We start from the raw sequence: 18,937 nt of genomic DNA, 5'->3' as shown, positions 1-18,937 counted from the left end.
CCTCTCCCGCCACATCCGCCGGACCGCCGGTCACCGCCGGTCACTGCCGGGACCACCATGCCGGTCCGCGGCGCGACGGCGCGGGGCGACACTCCGTCAGGGCCGCCGCAGCCGCCTGCGGCGCAGCAGGATGCCGGCGGCGGCGCCGACCAGGGCGATCCCGGCCACCCCGGCGGTGGTCCACCAGCCGGCGGCGCCGCTGTCGGAGGCGGGAGAGGTGGCCGGGGAGGTGGCCGGGGAGGCGCTCGGGGTGCCGGACGCCGGGGGAGCCGACGGGGTCGTGGTCACCGGGGCGCCGGAGGGGGAGGCGGCGGCGGAGGCGGTGGGCGGGGCCGGGTCCACCACCGGGACGGCCACCTCCCCTTGTGCGTGCCCCAGGGAGGGGAAGCCCGCGTCGACGGTCACCGTCCACGTGCCGGGCGGCAGCGCCTCGGCCGTCGTCCACGTCGCGGCCCCGCCGGTGCCGCGGACCAGCCGCCACGGTCCCGCCGTACGGGCCCCGTCGGCGCTGACCGCGTTCACGGTGGCCGCGACGGCCTCCTCGACGGCGTCGCCGTCGTTCTCCCAGGTGACGTCGGCGGTGACCCGCCCGGCCTGCTGACCGGTGATCACCACCTTGAGGGTGTCCCCGTGGGCGTGCGCGGCGCCGGCCAGGGCGACGGCCTGCACGGGCAGCAGCAGGGCCAGTCCGAGGGCGGCGGGGAACGGGAGGGGACGCGGGCGCGTGGTCATGGTGCTCCAGGCGGGAGGTGGGGAGGCGAAGGGACGAGCGGAGGTGGGGGGTTGGGGGTGAGGGGTGTGGGGGGCCTGGCCGAGCGTGGGGGAGGCGTGGGGGGTGAAGCCTGTGGGGGAGGCGTGGGGGGTGAAGCCCGTGGGGAAGGCGTGGGGGTGAAGCCCGTGGGGGAGGCGTCGGGGAGCGGAGCCGGAGGGCGGCCGGGGGAGCGGCCGCCCTCCGGAGCGGTGGGTCAGCCCGCCTTGCGGGCCGTCCAGGCCTGCGCGGGACGGCCGTCCGCGCGCTGGAGTTCGAGCAGCCAGTTCCCGTAGTAGGGACGGTTGCTCACCGCGAGGGCGAAGCCGCCGCTCGGGTCGGAGACGGTCGTCGAGCCGTCCCGGGTGGTCAGCCGCCACTGCTGCGACGCGGCGTTCCCGCAGGGCTGCTGCGAGACCCACATCCCGGCGGCGGGGGCGCCGCCCGGCTGCAGGCACTTGCCGGAGACGGCGGACCGGATGCGCACGAGCCCGTTGCCGGCGTCGTCGAAGTACCACTGCTGCTGCGCGTAGCCGTTGGTCCGGCCCGCCACCAGGACGGTCCCGTCGGCGGTGCGGCCGTCCCACACCTCGGCGGCCATGCCGCTGCTGCCGTTGCCGAGCACGTAGCGGCTGCCCGGAGTGGTGGCGCCGCCACCGGTGGCGGTCGTGCGGAAGGAGGTGGCCTTGCCGGGGCCGCTGTCACGGCCGGCCGTGTCGCGGACCGAGACGGCGGCGGTGTAGTCGGTGCCGGCGCGCAGGCCGTACACGCGCAGGGAGGTCGACTGCACCCAGGTCAGGTGCTTGCCGTTCAGCAGCACCTGGTACCAGGCGGCGCCCTCCGTGCGGGGCCAGCTCAGCACCACCGAGTCGGCCTGGATCTGGCCGGCCGTCACGACCGGTCCGCCCGTGGGCTTCTTGGTGGGCGAGGGCGAGGGGGTGGGCTTGGCCGTCGGGCCGGGGTTCGGGTTCGGACCGGGCCCGGTGCCGCCGCCGTCGGCGCGCATCAGGAACTGGTTGTCGGCGATGTTCCAGTGGGTCGCCAGGTAGCTGCCCGGCTTCGGGCTGGTGTGGAAGTAGTCGTCGTGGTTGCAGTCCAGGATGTTCTCGGACGCCTGGTTCGTGCAGACGTTGCGCATCTGCGGGTAGTACGGGGTGTCCGAGTAGCACATGACGTCGAATTCGTCGGTGCAGTGCGCGCCACGGCTGGTGTTGGGGGCGCTGTTGTTGACCGCGCCGAGGTTGTGCCCGAGTTCGTGCGCGGCGGTGTGCCCGCCCCAGCAGCCCGAGTCGGTGCGCCCGTAGGAGGGGCCGAAGTTGCTCAGGTTGTTCTGGCCGGGCCGCTCGTCGCCGTTGAAGGTGCCGATGCCGCAGTAGATCTGGGTGTCCGCGAAGATCATGTACTTGCGGTCGCGGCGGTCCAGGCCCTTGCCGGCGAGCGCGGCGTTGGTCGCGCTGAACTCGGCGAGGGCCGAGTCCGGGAGCTCGATGCTGATCACGGACGGGGTGCAGTCGGCGGCCGTCACGTAACGGATGTGCCGGATGCCGCCGGTCTCCTTGGCGCTGGCCGCGTAGATGAGGTCGGCGTCGGCCGCCCACTTGCGGAAGGAGGCCAGGTACTCGGCGTAGCGGTCGCGGCCGGGGCCGTGGGCGTAGACGACCTGGACCCGGTTGCCCGAGGTCCCGTCGCCGTCGCACTGGACGGTCTGTCCGGCCGGTCCGGCCGCGATGCCCTGGCTGCCGGAGGCCGGCGGGGCGGGGGCCGTCTTGGAGGCGGCCGTACGGGCGTCGGCAGCGGGCGCGTCCTGAGGACGCCCGCCGCCCTCCGTGGCGGCCGGGTCGGCGGAGGCCGGCGCGGCGGGGTCGGCTGCCGGGGCCTTGGTGCGGACCACGGGCTGGACGTCCTTCTTGATGTCCACGCCCCCGGGGGGTGCGTCCGGGCCGTGGGTGCACAGTCCGGCGTCCGTGCGGTAGACGCCGACGCAGCGGTCGCCCTTGGGGGCGGCCTCCAGGCCGTCGTAGACCATGCCGCGGGCGTTCTCGTTCGCCGGGGCGCTGGAGAGGGCGGCCGGTTCTGCGTCGCGGGCCGGTGCGGCGGCCGGTTCGGCGGGCGCGCCGGCCCCCGAGGCCTGCGCGGGGGTGCCGGCCTCGGCGTCCGCGCCGAGTCCGGCGTAGGTGATGCCGCCGGCTATCGCGGCCGCGGTGGCCATGGCGGCGGTCAGGAGCATCAACCTGCGCGGTCTGCGCCGGTGTTCACGCTGTTTGCGTCGTCGGCCGGTGTGTCGTGCTGTCATGCGCACCTCAAGTCCTGATCGGGAAGGTGGGTGCGCGGAAGCTTGCCAGACGGGAGCCGCGGAGAATTCGGACAAACGGGAGCCGGGCCCGAGAAATCTATCCGTGACCTTGTTGCTCGATTTGATGAACTGTCAACTTGCTTTTAGTGCAAGGGAGTTACGCGCGTTGCGTGAGAAAGGTCCAGGCCTTTTCGGGGATCTCGTTATCAAATCGAGATATACGGGTAATGCTTGTTGACGGCAATTCAGTCAGGTATTCATGTAAAAACTACCTGCCGAATTCTCCCCGTCACGAGCGGTGAAGTGCGACGGGGATCCGGACGTGGCCGTGGGTGCCCAGGCCGCCCGCCCGGTGCGGCGGCGGCAAGGGCACCCCTACGGACTAGCGCGCGGCGTCCCGCTCCCAGCGGTAGAACCGGGTGGCCATGGCGTCCTTCGGGCCCCGCCAGGTCTTGGGGTCGTGCGGGCTGATGTAGGCCTGGAGCCGGTCGCTGAGGTCGCGGAACTCCGGGTGGTCCGTGACCTGCGCGATGGCCGGACCGGGGTCCTTCTCGGACTCGATCAGGTGCAGGTACACGTCCCCGAACTGGAAGAGGCTGCGGCGGCTGACCCCGACCAGACGGGGGAGCTCGCCCGCGTCCGAGGAGGCGAACAGGTCGGCGATGTCGGGTGCCGATCCGGGCGCCATACGGGCCACGATGAGGGCTTGGTGCATCGGGTGGGTTGCCTTTCGACTCGGAGGGTGGGGAGGAGGGCGGTGCGCTCAGCGGCGGGAGGCCACCCGCTCGCGGCGCTCGATCTTGTCCCGGATCAGTTCCATCTGGATGCGGGAGTTGTGGTTGATGCGGTCGGTCATCCCCGCGTCGTCGATCGGCGCGTCCGGCTTCATCGCGAAGTCCTGGACCCACCGCATGCGGGTGCCGCCGCCGGGCGCCTCGCCGTACTCCCAGTGGATGTCCATGTGCGCGAACGGACCCGTCTCGACCCGGCGGGCCTTCACCGTCAGGCCCGCGCGGTCCACCGTCCGCTCCGAGACCCAGCTCCACACCACCCCGTTCTCGTCCGGGTGCATGGCGAGACGGAACCGGGTGGTGTTCCCGGCCTTCTCCAGGATCTCGATCGAGGCGTACTCGCTGAACAGCTCCGGCCAGTTGGGGAGGTCGTTCGTGACGTCCCAGACGACGTCGACGGGCGCGTTGACGGTGATCTCGTTGTCGGTGTGTCCAGGCATGTCAGGCTCCGGTCATGAGGCTGTTGTTGACGAGGTCGACGAACTCGCGGGGGCTCTTGCAGCGGTCCGCGTCGGTGGGCAGCGCACGGCCGCGCCGGTTCTCCAGCTCACCGACGATGCCCAGCAGGCCCAGCGAGTCCAGGCCGTAGTCGTCGAACCGGGAGTCCGGACGACTCGCCAGCTCGGTGGGGTCGACGGTGATGCCGGCGCTCTTCATGAGCGTCGCCAGCTCTTCCATGGTCAGTCGGTCGGACATGGTGCCTTCTCTCTCTTCCTGCTTCCGGGGGCCGCGCCGGACTCCCTGCGCGGCCCTGACCAGCCGGGGTCCCGACCCCTAGGCGCGGGATTCGGGCCCCTTGCGGAGGACGAGTGCCGCGTTCGACCCCATCCGGCCGCGGCTCAGGACGAGCGCGGTCCGCACGGGGGTGACCCGGGCGCTGCCGGTGACCACGTCGAGGTCGTGGCAGACGTCGAACACGTTCGGGGTCGGCGGCACGACCCCGTGTTCCAGGGCCAGCACGGCCGCGGCCGTGTCGAGGGTGCCGGCCGCGCAGTACGCGCGTCCGGTCCCCGTCTTGGGGGCGGTCACCGCCACCTTGGAGCCGTGACCGCCGAGCGCGTCGCGGATCGCCCGCGCCTCCGCCGCATCGGCCTCGGGCGTGCCCAGGGCGTCCGCGAAGACCACGTCCACCTCCTCGGGCGCGCAGCCCGCCTCCCGCAGCGCACCGCGGATGGCGTGGGCCAGGCCCTCGCCGCAGACGTCCGGCGACCGCGTCCCGGTGAAGGTGGCGGCGTGGCCGGCCAGCAGGGCCCGGACCGTCGCGCCCCGCCGCCGGGCGGCCTCCGCGTCCTCGACGACGAACATCGCGCCGCCCTCGGCCGGGACGAACCCGCACGCCTTGGCCGTGAAGGGCCGGTAGGCGCGCTCCGGGTCGTCCCAGGTGCTCAGGCCCTCGTAGCCCAGCTGGCAGACCACCGAGTACGGGGCCAGCGGGGCCTCCGTCGCGCCGGCCAGCATGGCCCGGCTGCCCTGCCGGATCCCCCGGGCGGCGTGCGCGAAGGCGTCCAGCCCGCCCGCCTCGTCGCTCGCGATCACCCCGCACGGGCCCTTGAACCCGCGCCGGATGGAGATCTGACCGGTGCTGGCCGCGTAGAACCAGGCGATCGACTGGTACGGGCCGACGAAGCGAGGGCCCTGCCCCCACAGCCGCTGTAGCTCGCGCTGCCCGAACTCGCCGCCGCCCGAGCCGGCCGCGGTGACGACGCCCACCGCGTACGGGTCGTCCTCGTAGTCGGCGCGCCCCAGCCGGGCGTGCTCCAGCGCCAGATCGGCGGCGGCCAGCGCGTAGTGGCTGAAGCGGTCGGTCTGCACGAGGAAGCGGTCCTCGACCAGCGCCCCGGGATCGAATCCCCGGACCTCGCCGGCGACCCGCACGGGAAGGTGCTCGCAGCCCTGCCGGGTCACCCGGTCCAGGACGCTGTCGCCCGCCTGCGTCGCCTTCCAGAAGGCGTCCGCGCCGATCCCGTTGGGGGCGACGACCCCGATGCCGGTGATCGCCACCGGCGCTCCCGCAGTACGGCTCTTCACGCGCGTACCTCCTTGGGCTGGGTCAGGACCACGGCGGACTGGAAGCCGCCGAACCCGCTGCCGACGGACAGCACGCTGCGCAGGGTGTGGCTGCGGGCGGTGCGCGGCACGTAGTCCAGGTCGCATTCCGGGTCGGGGGTCTCGTAGTTCGCGGTCGGCGGCACCACGTGATGGGTCATCGCCAGGACGCAGGCCGCGAGTTCGATCGCCCCGATGGCGCCGAGGGAGTGCCCCACCATGGACTTGATGGAGGTCATCGGCGTCTTGTAGGCGTGGTCCCCGAGCACCCGCTTGACGGCCGCCGTCTCGTGGCGGTCGTTCTGCTTGGTGCCGGAGCCGTGCGCGTTGACGTAGTCGATCTCACCGGCGCCGATCCGGGCCTGGGCCAGGGCCGTTTCGATGGCCCGCGCCATCTCCAGGCCCTCGGTGGTCAGCCCCGTCATGTGATGGGCGTTGCCGAAGGTGGCGTACCCGCCGATCTCGCAGTAGACGGTCGCGCCGCGGGCCCGGGCGTGCTCCAGCTCCTCCAGGACCAGGACGGCGCCGCCCTCGCCGAGGACGAAACCGTCCCGCTCGGCGTCGAAGGGCCGCGAGGCGTGCGCCGGGTCGTCGTTGTTCGCCGAGGTCGCCTTGATGGCGTCGAAGCAGGCCACGGTGATGGGGGAGACCGGGGAGTCCGACGCCCCGGCTATGCACACGTCCATCCGGCCCTCCTGGATGGAGTGGACGGCGTAGCCGACGGCGTCGAGCCCGGACGTGCAGCCCGTGGAGACGGTCTGCACCGGGCCGCGCGCCCCCGTCTGCTCCGCCACCGCCGAGGCGAGGGTGGCGGGGGTGAACGCACGGTGCAGGAAGGGGGAGGACAGCCGGTGGTCCACGTCCCACCAGTCGCCGTGCTGGCTGACCGCGACGTAGTCGTGCTCCAGCCGGGTGGTACCGCCGACCGCCGTGCCCAGGGAGACGCCGGTGCGCCAGGCGCTCTCGCCGTCGAGTTCCAGGCCGGAGTCGGCCACCGCCTCGCGGGCGGCGACCAGGGCGAACTGGATGTACCGGTCCGCGCGGGCCGCCTCGTCCTCGCTCAGGCCGTGCTCGGACGGGTCGAAATCGACCTCGGCGGCTATCCGGGAGCGGAACCCGGACGGGTCGAAGAGGGTGATGCCACGCGTCGCCGTACGGCCGTTGGACAGCAGGTCCCAGAAGGCGGGGGCGCCGATGCCCCCCGGGGCCACGACACCGACCCCGGTCACGGCCACCCGCCGGCGGGTCACGAAACCGCTCCGGTGCGCTCCGGCGGACGCTCCGCCCACCCGGAGGCCGCCGGGTTCGGCGCCTCCTCGGTGTCGACGTGCCCGAGCTTCGGGTCCGGGGCGAGCGGACCCAGGTGGAAGACCATCCGGGCCTCGGTGGAGCCGACGTTGCGGAACCGGTGGCGCATGTTCAGCGGGACGAGCAGCCCCTGGTCGACGCGCAGCGGGTGCGGCTCGCCGTCCAGGTCGACTTCGAGGGTCCCGGCGACCACGTACACGAACTCCTCGGAGTACGGGTGGTAGTGCTCGGCGATCGACTCGCCCGGGGCCATCACCGCCAGCCCCATGAAGCCGCTGGTCGAACCCACCGACGTCGGGGTGAGCACGGCGCGCAGATCACCTCCGCGCCTGCGGTTGGGCTGGGTCTCGCTGAGGTCGACGATGCGCGGGTGATGTCTGGTCATGCTGACTTCCTCCTGGCGGAACGGGAGCCCGCACTGCGCACGGACTGCCGGACGGGGTGGTGGGGACGGGGACGGGGGCGGGACGGGGTGCGGGGGCTCGGGGCGAGGTCCGCCCGGATCAGTCCCGCGCCGGCGCGCGCCGGTCGGTGACGGGGGTCATGGGGCGGGGGGCGTCGGCCGCGGTGGCGGGATCCCCGGTGAGCAGGCGCCGCAGCACGGCCGCACGGCGGGGGCCCTCGATGCCGAAGCCGCCGGCGAAGCGGCCGTCGGCCGGCCCGTTCACGTCGAGGAGGCGGACCACCACGTCGTCCCGCTGGAAGATGGTGCTGCTGAGCACGGGACTCGTGGGGAGCTTCGCGGCCGCCTCGTCCTGGCGGGCGAGGAAGCGGGCCACGAGCGGGCCGCAGCCGGGCTTGGCCGGGTAGAAGAGCGCGTGCCGCGTCACCTCCGGCGGTTGCTGCCCCTGCGCCGCCACGTGGTGCACGGCGGGCAGGGCGGCGCGCATGAAGAACATCCGCGCGGACTCCGGGTCGGCGAGGTCCCGGTCCTGCTCCAGGTACGGGTTGATGGCGTGCTCCACGGCACGGACCTCGGGCTGCTCCGACACGTGCCGCAGCGCCGCCGTCAGGTCGCCCTCGACCTCCACCGCCCGCACCACCCGGTTGCCGTACATGAACAGGGAGGTGCGCAGCAGCCGGGTGTGGTCGTCGACGCGGGCCTGCGGGGAGTCGTAGGACGACAGGATCTGCGCGACCTTCTCCTCGCTGCCCGGCTTGACCGTGAAGGTCAGGGCGTGCCGGACGATCCCCGCCCCGAGCCGGGGCGAGCCCTGGAGCCGGGCGACCGGCGCCCGCCCGGGGGCCTCGTAGCGCTTGCCGGTCTCCCGCAGCACGGTGAACGTCAGCGGGCGCATCGAGCGGGCGCAGGCACCCAGCGGCCGGACCTGCGCCGCGTGCTCCTCGCTGTTCACCCAGGCGAGGTACTGCGGGGCGCTCTCCCACTCACTGGTGATCAGCCACTGCGAGGGGTTCGCGAAGGACTGGCAGAGCTGGTCGCCCAGGTGCCCGGGCACCGACGCGATGTCGTGCCGGAGCTGCTCGTAGGCCTCGAAGAAGCGCTGTTGGGCGCCCTCGTGGAGATCCATCAGCAGGACGACCCGGAGCATGGAGCCGTCGAAGGCGGACTGCGACACCCGTTCGGACAGGGTGGTTGTCATCTGCTCACTCCTTCGTGAGTGCACGGAGACCGCCACGTACGCGTTCGTGTGCGTCATCGGCGGCAACGGCCCGGAGGGCGGGGGCGGGCGGTGTGGCCAAAAGGGCTCCCGCTGTCGCTCATCGTCATCCGGCGGGGTACGGATCGCTACATCTCCGGATCAAGCGGGTGACAAGACGCGACTCGCCAGGGCAAGAACCCTGATCGGGGGCATAAGGCGTCCACTGCCCCCCACACGAAACAGGAGCCCGCAGCCGATGGAAGAGCATGCCGATGTCCGCGTACCGGTCCTCGTCGTGGGAGGCTCCCTCGTGGGCCTGTCCACCTCGCTGTTCCTGAGCCGTCACGGCATCAGGCACCTGCTGGTCGAGAAGCACGCCGGTACCTCGGTCCACCCCCGCGGCCGGGGGATCAACGCCCGGACGATGGAACTGTTCCGCACGGCGGGCGTCGAACCCGCCATCCGCAAGGAAGCCTCCGCCCTGGAGGCCAATCAGGGCATCCTGCAGACCCGGTCATCGCTCGTCGAAGGCGAGCACAAGTGGCTCGTCAAGGCCGTCGACCCGTCCGGCGCGCTCAAGAAGTTCAGCCCCACCGGCTGGTGCCTGTGCAGCCAGAACAACATCGAGCCGGTGCTGGCCGCGCAGAGCCGCGCCCAGGGCGCCGACGTGCGCTTCGCCACCGAACTGATGAGCTTCGACCAGGACGAGACCGGCGTGAGCGCCGTGGTGAAGGACCGGGAGACCGGCGAACACCTCACCGTCCGCGCCGACTACCTGATCGCCGCCGACGGACCGCGCAGCCCCGTCCGCGAGGGCCTGCGCATCCGCCAGACGGGCAACGGCGAGCTCTTCCACAACGTGAGCATCGTCTTCCGCTCGGAGCGGCTCGCCGACGTCCTGGGCGACCTGCGCTTCATCGTCTGCTACCTGATGAAGGAGGGCGCCGACGGGGCGCTGCTGCCGGTGGACAACGAGACCCAGTGGGTCTTCCACGCCCCCTGGCACCCGGAGACGGGCGAGACCCTGGAGGACTTCACCGACGAGCGCTGCAGGGAGCAGATCCGCTCGGCGATCGGCGTGCCCGACCTGGACGTGGAGATCGGCGGCAAGGCGCCCTGGCACGCCGCCGAACGGGTCGCGGAGCAGTACGGCGTCGGCCGGGTGTTCGTGGTGGGCGACGCCGCCCACGAGATGTGCCCGACCGGAGCCTTCGGCTCCAACACCGGCATCCAGGACGCGCACAACCTCGCCTGGAAGGTCGCCGCGGTCCTCGACGGCGCCGCCGGACCGGAGCTGCTGGACACCTACGAGCAGGAGCGGCTCCCCGTGGCCCGGGCCACCAGCGAGCGCGCCTCGGCCCGTTCGGCCGAACACAGCCACCCCGGCTACGTACCGCCCCCCACCATGGGCGGCGGTCCGGGCAGCGGGGTCCTCACCACCGCGATGGGCTACTGCTACCCCGAGGGCGCGGTCCTCGGCGGCGACCCGTCCCGGCCGGTCATCCCCGAGACCATGCGGCTGCGGGGCGACGTGGGTACCCGTGCCCCGCACATGTGGCTGACCCGGGCGGGCGAGCGGATCTCCGCCCTCGACCTCTACGAGCGGTCCTTCGTGCTGCTCAGCGGCCCGGGCACGCCCTGGCGGGAGGCGGCGCGGGAGGTCGCGCGGCAGACGGGCGTGCGCCTGGACGCCTATGCGATCGGCTCCGGATCGGACGCCGACCTGGTCCAGCCGGACGGCGTCGACTGGGCGGAGGTGCACGGGCTGCCGGCCGACGGGGCGGTCCTGGTGCGCCCGGACGGGTTCGTCGCCTGGCGTTCGGAAGGGGCCGTCACGGACCCGCGTGCCGTCCTGACGGACGCGCTGACGCGGCTGCTGCGCCGCGCCTGACACCGCGCGGGCAGGGCCGGGGCCTAACGGCAGGCCCAGCACCCCGCCCAGCATCCGTGGCCCACGGGCCGCGGACGCGGGCGGTGGTGCGCGGTGTGCGCGGGGCGGTCGCAGGAGGGCGCGACCCGGCCGGCGAGGCAGGCGACCACCACGGTGATCGCGGCCAGTTCCTCGGGTTCGGCGGTGCCCCGGTGGACCCGGAGCAGGCTCGATATGGAGTCGTCGCTTCGCATCGGCACGGCCTCCCGGCAGGAGATTTCGCCCTCGCCGGGCCGTCCGGCGCCGACGCTGACGACGCTACGAGCCCGCCGGTGGGCTGTCGTGCCGGGGAGCTCCGTCCACAGCCATCCGTGCGACGCGCGCGGGCGGGGCGGCCGCGGCCCCCGGGCGGCCGAGGAAGATGCCGGCCACCGCCAGCAGCAGCCCGCACAGCTGGCGCGCCGTCAGGCTCTCCCCGGCCACCGCGAGCCCCAGCAGCACTCCGGTCACGGGGTTGAGCAGCCCGAGCAGTCCGACGGTGGCCGCGGGCAGCCGCCGCAGCCCCGCGAACCAGGTGGTGAAGGCGAGGGCCGTCGCCACCAGGACCGCGTAGCCGAACCCGACCGCCGCCCGGCCGTCGACGGCCGGCGGCGCGCCCTCCACCGCGACGGCGAAGGGCAGCAGCAGGAGGCCGCCGCCGAGCAGCTGCCAGGAGGCCGAGGCGAGCACTCCGGCGCCGGCGCTCCAGCGTTTGGCCAGGACGTAGCCGAGCGCGGACATCGCCATGGCGACGGCGGCGGCCACGACCCCGAGCGCGTCGGCGGGCACGCTGCCCGTGAACAGCATCAGCGCCACCCCGCCCGCCCCCAGCCCCGCCCCGGCCAGGTGCCGGGACCCCGGCCGCTCGCCCACCAGGGGCCAGGCGACCAGCATCATGGTCAGCGGTCCGGTCGCCATCACCGTCGCGGCCACGCTGCTCGGCAGCCGCTGCGCGGCCACGTACACGAGGGCGAAGAACCCGCCCATGTTGAGCACGCCCAGCAGGAGCGACTTCCACCACCAGGAGCCGCGCGGCAGCTCGCGGCTGACGGCCAGGAGCAGCAGCCCGGCGGGCAGCGCGCGGATCGCCGATCCGTAGAGGGGGTGGCCGTCGGGGAGGAACGCGCGGGTGACGTAGTAGTTGGCGCCCCAGGCCACCGGGGCTATCGCCGTGACCAGGGACCACCGCAGATCAGCTTCCATGGAAGCTACAATACCTTCCATGGAAGACATCAAGAGCGGTGCACCGGACCACGTCGCCCGCATCCAGGCGGAGTGGGCCCGTGAGCGCCCCGACCTGGACGTGGGCCCCCAGGCGGTGATCGGCCGGCTGCACCGCCTCGGCCTGCTGCTGACCGAACGCCTCACCCCCGTCTACCGGCGCCACGGCCTGGGCGAGGGCGAGTTCGACGTCCTCGCCGCGCTGCGCCGGGCGGGTGAACCCTTCGAGCGGGCGCCCGGCGAGCTGGCCGCCCACACGATGGTCACCACGGGGGCCATGACCAAGCGGATCGACCGGCTCGAACGGGACGGGCTGGTCACCCGCCGCCGGTCGGCCGCCGACGGCCGCGGCCGCGTGGTCGCCCTCACCCCGGCGGGCCGCGAGGTGATCGACCGCGCCTTCACCGACCACATCGGCAACGAGCACGTTCTCCTCGACGCACTGACCCCCGCCGAGGCCGCCGACCTGGAGGTGCTCCTGACCGCCTGGCTCTCCCGCCTGGAACCGCCCGCGCAGACCTGAGCGGCGGCCGGTCCGCTAACGGACCCCGAGCTTCAGCCACTTCGCCGTACTGGGGACCCCCCGGCCGTCCAGGAGGAAGAGCATGTAGTACCCGGGCGGCGCGTCGGCCGGGGTGGCCGGCGTGCGCAGGGTGATCGTGTCGCCGCGCACCCCGGTGACGGGCAGTTCCAGGTGGCGCTGGCTGGTGTTCACCGCGTGGGTGACCGTGGTCGGCGCCAGCAGGACGGCCCGTCGCACGGCGGACGCGGTGGAGCTGCGCACCTCGAAGGCGGCGTCGTGGGGGAGTTCGCCCCCCGGAGCCCGGTCCAGGGCGGGCCGGGGGCCCCGGTGCAGGTACGCGGGCTCGTAGAGCTCGATGCTGCCGTCCATCGTGTCGCGGATGTCGGGGTCGTTGGCGATCTGCTGGAGCTCGTCACCGGTCACCATGACCCGGCCGTCCGGCATGACCAGGGCGTTGGAGTGGTACCCGCGCGGCAGCCGCTGGGCGGGGCCCAGCCGCCAGCGGCCGTCCGCGCCGCGCAGTTCGGTCTGCCGGTACTTGAGGTCGGCCTTCGGGTTGAAGGGGCCGTAGCCGTAGTCCCGGGTGCTGAGGGCGCCGTTGACGGTGAGCAGGGTGGCGTCGGGCAGGATCAGGGTGTCGTCCTGGGTGCGGCCGAAGGCCCGGGGCTCCTCGGTGGTCCACCCCGCACCCGACAGCCGGTACGTGTTCGGGTCGAGCGGGTCGCCGCCGAGGACCAGGACCGAGTCGGGGCCGCGCAGGCCGGCCGGGAGCGGTACGGCGGATCCGTACCCGCGGAAGTCGGCCGGGCGCCGGGGGAGGTCGCGGCGGGTCTCCTTGACGGGGTCGAACAGCCATTGCTGGTCGGCGTCGCGGCCCAGGCCGTAGATCATGCCGTCGCGCAGGGAGAAGAGGTGCGGGTAGTCGTTGCGGAAGGGCGCGTCCGCGCCGAAGCGCTCCGAGGCGATGTCGAGGGGGATGTCGTACGTGCGCCAGGGGACGGGCAGCCGCTTCGCCGGGAACCGCTCCACCACCGGGGTGGGGGTGCCCGTACCGCGCTCGGACTGGCCCGACATGATGATCTGGCGGCCGTCCGCGCCGGTGACCACCGAGGGGTACCAGCGGCCCACCGACATGTCCCGGTTGCGGTACCAGGTCTCGGTCCAGGGGTCGAACACGAAGGAGAGCCGGGCGCCGCTGCCCCCCTTGCCGCCGTTGTTGCCGCCGAACACGGCGACCATCCCGTTGGGCAGGAAGGCGTGTCCGGCGCAGAAGAACGGAGCCGGGCGCGGCCAGTGGGTGCCGTCCGGGATCAGCACGGTCGGCGGCCGGACCTCCTTGAAGGCCCTTGCGCCCGTCCCGCGGGCCGGGTCCCAGAGGAAGGCGCGGCCGGCGTTGGTCCGTCCGATCCGGTCGGTGGGGCCCGTCTCCTTGGTGGGGTCGGTCTCGACGCGTTCGAAGGAGAACAGCAGTACCTTGCCGGTGGGGAGCTGGGCGAGGTGGACCCCGAAGTCGGGGGAGGGGAAGAACTCGGCGAACCGGCCGAACCGGGCTGCGGGGAATGCCGCGTTGGCGCGGGCCTGGGAGTCCGTCAGCGCGGCCAGGCTCGCGCTGCGGGTGGCCTGCGGATAGCCCCCGGCGTCCCGGGCGGCCCGGCGCCGGCCCGCGTGGGCCCGTGCGTGCTCCTCGCCGATCAGGGCCGCTTCGGCGGGATCGGCCGCGGCCGGGGCCGCCCCGTCGGGGTGCGCGTCCCCGAGGCCGCCGTCGTGCGCCGGGGGCCGGTGCGGCACGTCGGCGACGGCCGCTGCGGGGACGGCTGCCGAGGCCGCCACGGCCAGCGCGGAGACGAGGACGCCCGCGCACAGTACGGCGGATCGTACGGCGGACCGGTGTGCTGCTCGGGGCATGCGTCTCCTCGGTGGGCAACCGCCGGGTCGGGAGGGCCCATGCTAGAAGAAACGGGATGAATCGCCTCATACCGCACGGGTGCGTTTCCCCGTGATCACGGCCGTCGCGGGCGTGTTCCGCCTGCTCGGAGCAGCCCGTTGTCCCGGGTGTACGGGGCGGCCCGGGTGCGGTCGCGCAGTCCCAGCCGGCCCAGGAGGCGGGAGATGTGGTTCTTGACGGTGCCCTCGCCGAGGTGGAGGCGCGCGGCGATCTCCTTGTTCGTCGAGCCGGCGGAGATCGGCCGCAGCACTTCGGTCTCCCGGGGGTGAGCAGGTCCGGGGCGGGAAGCCCGGCGGCCGGCGCTGCGACGACCGTCTGGTCGAACTGGGCGACGCCCGCGTGCGCGAGGCGTACGGCGCGGGCCGGTTCGGCGGCCGGCAGGTTCTTCAGCAGGTAGCCGACCGCCCCCGCGCGCAGGGCCCGGCCGACGTACTCGTCGTCGAAGGTCGTCAGCATCACGACCCGGCACCCCGGCACCCCGGCAGCCGCCGGCGCAGCAGCGCCGTCGCCGCCACCCCGTCCGTGCCGGGCATCCGTACGTCCATCAGCACCACGTCGGGCCGGCACAGCACCGCCGACTCCACGGCTTCGGCCCCGTCGCGGGCACTGCCCACCACCTCGACGCCCAGCAGCGCGGTGATGCCCTCGCGCACCGGGTCCTGGTCGTCGACGACCAGGACCCGCACGGGCCGCCCCTGCGGCGTCTCCGGCGGCGTGTCCATCCGGGGCTCCTCCCACGCAGGCGTTGGTGAGCCCCTCCTGCGCGGCCCGGTACAGCACGGGCAGCGGCCGTCGCTCGGTGCCGGGGACGTCGAGGAGCGCGCGGTTCGCCGACCAGCGGGCGAGCCGCTCCTGCCCCGGAATGCAGGAAATGCCCCGGACGAATTGGCGTCCGGGGCATGCATGCGCGTATATTTAACGGTTCACGCCCTACTATTTCAGGGCGTAGTTGAGCCGTATAGAGGCATCGTATCGCGCCGGGAGTGGAATTGTCAAACATCGCCTTGCAGAGTGAGCAGCGATTCATCACCGAGCTGTACGCGCGCCTCGAAGAACTGCGTGACCGGGCCGATCGCGCCGTCCGGGCGGCGCTGCGCCAGGGCGGCAACGGATTTCAGGAACGGCTGGAGCGCGACGTGGCCGTCGCCGAACAGTCCGGTCTCGTCGCCGCGCTGAACGCCGCCGAACACGGTCTCTGTTTCGGCCGGCTGGAATTCTCGGACGGCCGCGACCACCACATCGGCCGGATCGGAATCAGGCAGGACGACGCCGAACGCACGCCCCTCGTACTCGACTGGCGCGCCGAGACGGCCCGCCCCTTCTACCTCGCCACCGGGTACGTCCCGATGGGGCTGCGCCGCCGCCGGCACATCACCACCCGGGAGCGGGAGGTGACCGCCCTGCACGACGAGATCCTCGACCTCGCCGACACCGAACGCACCGGTTACGAGGGCGCCGACGCGGACGCCGTGCTGCTCGCCGCCCTCGACGCCGCCCGCACCGGCCGCATGCACGACATCGTGCAGACCATCCAGGCCGAACAGGACGGGATCATCCGCTCCTCCCACCGCGGCGTCCTGGTCGTCGAGGGCGGCCCCGGCACCGGAAAGACCGCCGTCGCCCTGCACCGCGCCGCCTTCCTCCTGTACGCGCACCGCGAGCTCCTCGCCCGGCGCGGCGTCCTGATCGTCGGCCCGAACCCCGCCTTCCTCGGCTACATCGGCGAGGTGCTGCCCTCCCTCGGCGAGACCGGGGTGCTCCTGTCCTCCCCGGGCGACCTCTTCCCGGGCGTGCGCGCCACCGGCACCGACCGTCCCGGAGCCGCCGAGGTCAAGGGCCGCGCCGCCATGGCCGAGGTCCTCGCCCGGGTCGTCGCCGACCGCCAGACCCTCCCCGAGGGAGTGCCCGCGGGCAGCGGCGAGGACAGCGACACGGTTCCGGAGCCGGCCCTGGAGATCGACCACGAGGACTACGGGACGCTCCTGCTCGACCGGACCATGGCCCACGCCGCGCGCGACCGGGCCCGCGCCACCGCCCTGCCGCACAACCTGGCCCGCCCCTACTTCGCGTTCGCCGTCATCGACGCCCTCACCGCACAGCTCGTCGACCGGCTCGGCGCCGACCCCTACGGAGGCCCCAACCTGCTCGGCCCCGACGACGCCGCCCAGCTCGGCAAGGAGATCGCCACCAGCGCCGACGTGCACGCCGCCATCGACAGCCTCTGGCCGCCCCTCACCCCGCAGGAGCTGGTCACCGAGTTCCTCGCCGAACCCTCCCACCTCGCCGAGGCGGACGCCGACCTGATCCGCCGGCCCGCGGGGGAGTGGACCCCGGCCGACGTCCCGCTCCTCGACGAGGCCGCGGAACTGCTCGGGACCGACGACAGCGCCGAACGCGCCGCCGCCGAGCGGGCCCGGCTGGAGCGCATCGACTACGCCCAGGGCGTCCTGGACCTCTCCCAGGGCTCCGAGTCCTACGAGTTCGAGGACATGGAGAACGAATACCTCGCCGCCCACGACATCATCGACGCGGAACGGATGGCCGAACGCCACGAGGAGGCCGACCGCCGCACCACGGCCGAACGCGCCGCCGCCGACCGCACCTGGGCCTTCGGACACGTCATCGTCGACGAGGCGCAGGAGCTGTCCGAGATGGCCTGGCGCCTGCTCATGCGCCGCTGTCCCACCCGCTCCATGACCCTCGTCGGAGACCCGGCCCAGACCGGCGACGAGGCGGGCTGCGGCTCCTGGAGCCAGATCCTGGACCCGTACGTGGGCGAGCGCTGGGAACGCGTCCGGCTCGCCGTCAACTACCGTACGCCCGCCGAGATCATGGAGGTCGCCGCCGCCGTCCTGCGCGCCCACCACCCCGGCTTCGAACCGCCGAGCTCGGTGCGCTCCACCGGCGTGCGCCCCTGGGTGCGCGAGACCGGGGACCTGCCGGGGGCCGTCGCCGAGGCCGTCCGCACCGACGCCCCGGCCGAGGGCCGCCTCGCGGTGATCGCACCCCGCCCCCTGCACCCCGCGCTGGCCGCGGCCCTGCCCGGCGTACGGGCGGGGGAGGAGCCCGACCTCACGCGGCCCGTCGTGCTGCTCGACCCGCGCCAGGCCAAGGGGCTGGAGTTCGACACGGTGATCGTGGCCGAACCGGCCGAGTTCCCGCCCAGTGACCTCTACGTGGCACTCACCCGCGCCACCCAGCACCTCGGCGTGCTCCACACCGGCCTGCTGCCCGAGGGACTGGACGGCTGAGCCGCGGCGGACCGGCCACACGCGCCACAAGTGGCCGGATCCGCCCGTCTCCACGGGCCGTCGGCCGTCGTACCGTGAGCGGATGCCCGCGATCGACATCAGCTCAGGCGCCGAGGACTTCGCCGCCGACCCCTACTCCTTCTACGCGGCGCTGCGCGCGGCCGGACCGGTGCACCGGCTCGGCGGCGGCTCACCCGACGACGCCCCGTGCTGGATCGTCGTCGGGTACGAGGAGGCCCGCCAGGCCCTGAGCCACCCGTCCCTGCTGAAGGACTGGCGCAACGCCGGGACCTTCCCCGGCATGGAACCCACCCCGGCCAACTCCAACATGCTGGAGTCCGATCCACCCCACCACACCCGGCTGCGCCGCCTGGTGGCCCGCGAGTTCACCGGCCGCCGGGTTCGGGCGATGCGCCCGCTCGTCGAGCGCACCACCGGCGAGCTCCTCGACGCCATGGCCGCCCGCCCCGAGCGCGCCGCCGACCTGGTCGGGGCGCTGGCCTTCCCGCTGCCGATGACGGTGATCTGCGAGCTCCTGGGCGTCCCGGACCTCGACCGCGACCGCTTCCGCTACTGGTCGAACGAGGTCGTCACCCCGCTGCCGGGCACCGTCGGCAACGAGGCCCACCGGCACCTGAGCGACTACCTCGCGGAGCTCGTCGCGCGGAAGGCCGACCACCCGGGCGACGACCTGCTCAGCGCCCTGATCCGGACCCGCGACGAGGACGGCGACTCCCTCTCGCCCGACGAGCTGATCGGGATGGCCTTCCTGCTGCTGGTCGCCGGCCACGAGACCACCGTCAACCTCATCTCCAACGGCGTCCGCGCCCTGCTGGCCCACCCGGCCCAGCTGGCCGAGCTCCGCGCCGACCCCGACAAGCTGCTCGACGCGGCGGTGGAGGAGATGCTCCGCTACGACGGCCCCGTCCAGAACGCCACCTACCGCTACGCCGCCACCGACGTGGAACTCGGCGGTGTGGTCATCCCCGCCGGGGCCGTCGTGCTGGTCTCGCTGGCCGGGGCAGACCGCGACCCCGGCCGCTTCGCCGCCCCGGACGTCTTCGACATCCACCGGGCCCCGCAGGGCCACCTCGCCTTCGGACACGGGCTGCACTTCTGCATCGGCGCCCCGCTGGCCCGCATGGAGGGCCGGATCGCGGTGCGCGCCCTGCTGGAGCGCTTCCCCGACCTGGCCGAGGACCCGGCCGGCGGGCCCCCGCAGTGGCTGCCCGGCAGTCTGATGCGCGGGGTGAGCAGCCTTCCGGTGCGCTGGTAGCCCGCGCCCCGCACCGGCGGCCGGG

At 73.7% G+C, this 18,937-nt stretch carries 18 protein-coding genes; 4 read left to right on the top strand and 14 right to left on the bottom strand.

Annotated features, from left to right (window positions below; genetic code table 11):
- Positions 1 to 96 precede the first annotated feature (96 nt).
- The 9 genes from ABZW32_RS07360 to ABZW32_RS07320 all read right to left on the bottom strand — a co-directional run bounded on the left by ABZW32_RS07360 (position 97) and on the right by ABZW32_RS07320 (position 8,787).
- On the bottom strand, positions 97 to 732 hold the full coding sequence (locus tag ABZW32_RS07360) for a hypothetical protein (RefSeq protein ID WP_356212434.1): 636 nt from the start codon (positions 730 to 732) through the stop codon (positions 97 to 99).
- Positions 733 to 965: 233 nt separating this feature from the next.
- Complete coding sequence (locus tag ABZW32_RS07355) at positions 966 to 2,975, bottom strand: RICIN domain-containing protein (protein WP_356212431.1); 2,010 nt, start codon at positions 2,973 to 2,975, stop codon at positions 966 to 968.
- 448 nt (positions 2,976 to 3,423) lie between these two features.
- Entirely contained in the window at positions 3,424 to 3,756 is a 333-nt protein-coding gene (locus ABZW32_RS07350; protein WP_356212428.1) for a TcmI family type II polyketide cyclase, read from the bottom strand.
- Between the two features lie 48 nt (positions 3,757 to 3,804).
- Entirely contained in the window at positions 3,805 to 4,272 is a 468-nt protein-coding gene (locus ABZW32_RS07345) for an SRPBCC family protein (RefSeq protein ID WP_030234396.1), read from the bottom strand.
- Between the two features lies 1 nt (position 4,273).
- Positions 4,274 to 4,528 carry an acyl carrier protein gene (locus ABZW32_RS07340; RefSeq protein WP_266836585.1) on the bottom strand — a complete coding sequence of 85 codons (255 nt, stop codon included), beginning with the start codon at positions 4,526 to 4,528 and terminating at the stop codon, positions 4,274 to 4,276.
- A gap of 78 nt (positions 4,529 to 4,606) precedes the next feature.
- Complete coding sequence (locus ABZW32_RS07335; RefSeq protein ID WP_356212424.1) at positions 4,607 to 5,860, bottom strand: ketosynthase chain-length factor; 1,254 nt, start codon at positions 5,858 to 5,860, stop codon at positions 4,607 to 4,609.
- Positions 5,857 to 7,128: a beta-ketoacyl-[acyl-carrier-protein] synthase family protein gene (locus ABZW32_RS07330; protein WP_356212421.1), complete on the bottom strand. Its 1,272-nt coding sequence runs from the start codon at positions 7,126 to 7,128 to the stop codon at positions 5,857 to 5,859. Before ABZW32_RS07330 ends, ABZW32_RS07335 begins: the two co-directional genes overlap by 4 nt.
- Entirely contained in the window at positions 7,125 to 7,571 is a 447-nt protein-coding gene (locus ABZW32_RS07325) for a cupin domain-containing protein (RefSeq protein ID WP_356212418.1), read from the bottom strand. The genes ABZW32_RS07330 and ABZW32_RS07325 overlap by 4 nt, the downstream gene beginning before the upstream one ends.
- A gap of 118 nt (positions 7,572 to 7,689) precedes the next feature.
- Positions 7,690 to 8,787, bottom strand: a complete 1,098-nt coding sequence (locus ABZW32_RS07320) for a TcmI family type II polyketide cyclase (protein WP_356212415.1) — start codon at positions 8,785 to 8,787, stop codon at positions 7,690 to 7,692.
- 256 nt (positions 8,788 to 9,043) lie between these two features.
- Between ABZW32_RS07320 and ABZW32_RS07315 the strand changes: the two genes are divergently transcribed.
- Entirely contained in the window at positions 9,044 to 10,678 is a 1,635-nt protein-coding gene (locus ABZW32_RS07315; RefSeq protein WP_356212412.1) for an FAD-dependent monooxygenase, read from the top strand.
- Positions 10,679 to 10,701: 23 nt separating this feature from the next.
- Here ABZW32_RS07315 and ABZW32_RS07310 read toward each other — a convergent pair whose 3' ends face one another.
- Entirely contained in the window at positions 10,702 to 10,911 is a 210-nt protein-coding gene (locus ABZW32_RS07310; RefSeq protein WP_356212409.1) for an acyl-CoA carboxylase subunit epsilon, read from the bottom strand.
- Positions 10,912 to 10,975: 64 nt separating this feature from the next.
- Positions 10,976 to 11,899 (bottom strand): EamA family transporter, encoded by a 924-nt coding sequence (locus ABZW32_RS07305; RefSeq protein ID WP_356212407.1) that lies wholly within the window; start codon positions 11,897 to 11,899, stop codon positions 10,976 to 10,978.
- Between the two features lie 19 nt (positions 11,900 to 11,918).
- Between ABZW32_RS07305 and ABZW32_RS07300 the strand changes: the two genes are divergently transcribed.
- Positions 11,919 to 12,440 (top strand): MarR family transcriptional regulator, encoded by a 522-nt coding sequence (locus ABZW32_RS07300; protein ID WP_356212405.1) that lies wholly within the window; start codon positions 11,919 to 11,921, stop codon positions 12,438 to 12,440.
- 15 nt (positions 12,441 to 12,455) lie between these two features.
- Here ABZW32_RS07300 and ABZW32_RS07295 read toward each other — a convergent pair whose 3' ends face one another.
- The 3 genes from ABZW32_RS07295 to ABZW32_RS07285 form a co-directional block, all read right to left on the bottom strand.
- Positions 12,456 to 14,345, bottom strand: coding sequence for a galactose oxidase-like domain-containing protein (locus ABZW32_RS07295; protein ID WP_356212402.1), 1,890 nt, complete (start codon positions 14,343 to 14,345; stop codon positions 12,456 to 12,458).
- Between the two features lie 95 nt (positions 14,346 to 14,440).
- Entirely contained in the window at positions 14,441 to 14,635 is a 195-nt protein-coding gene (locus ABZW32_RS07290) for a LuxR C-terminal-related transcriptional regulator (RefSeq protein ID WP_356212400.1), read from the bottom strand.
- 205 nt (positions 14,636 to 14,840) lie between these two features.
- Positions 14,841 to 15,107: a response regulator gene (locus tag ABZW32_RS07285; protein ID WP_356212398.1), complete on the bottom strand. Its 267-nt coding sequence runs from the start codon at positions 15,105 to 15,107 to the stop codon at positions 14,841 to 14,843.
- A gap of 267 nt (positions 15,108 to 15,374) precedes the next feature.
- On the opposite strand from ABZW32_RS07285, the gene ABZW32_RS07280 reads away from it, so the two are divergent.
- Positions 15,375 to 17,636, top strand: coding sequence for an ATP-binding domain-containing protein (locus tag ABZW32_RS07280; RefSeq protein WP_356212396.1), 2,262 nt, complete (start codon positions 15,375 to 15,377; stop codon positions 17,634 to 17,636).
- A gap of 82 nt (positions 17,637 to 17,718) precedes the next feature.
- Positions 17,719 to 18,912: a cytochrome P450 gene (locus tag ABZW32_RS07275; RefSeq protein ID WP_356212393.1), complete on the top strand. Its 1,194-nt coding sequence runs from the start codon at positions 17,719 to 17,721 to the stop codon at positions 18,910 to 18,912.
- Positions 18,913 to 18,937: the final 25 nt, after the last annotated feature.

The sequence above is a fragment of the Streptomyces sp. NPDC004667 genome, assembly GCF_040609475.1.
In the GTDB taxonomy this organism is placed as follows: domain Bacteria; phylum Actinomycetota; class Actinomycetes; order Streptomycetales; family Streptomycetaceae; genus Streptomyces.
The sequence above is the reverse complement of the archived record's forward strand: the minus strand, read 5'-3'. Positions and strand labels throughout refer to the sequence as shown.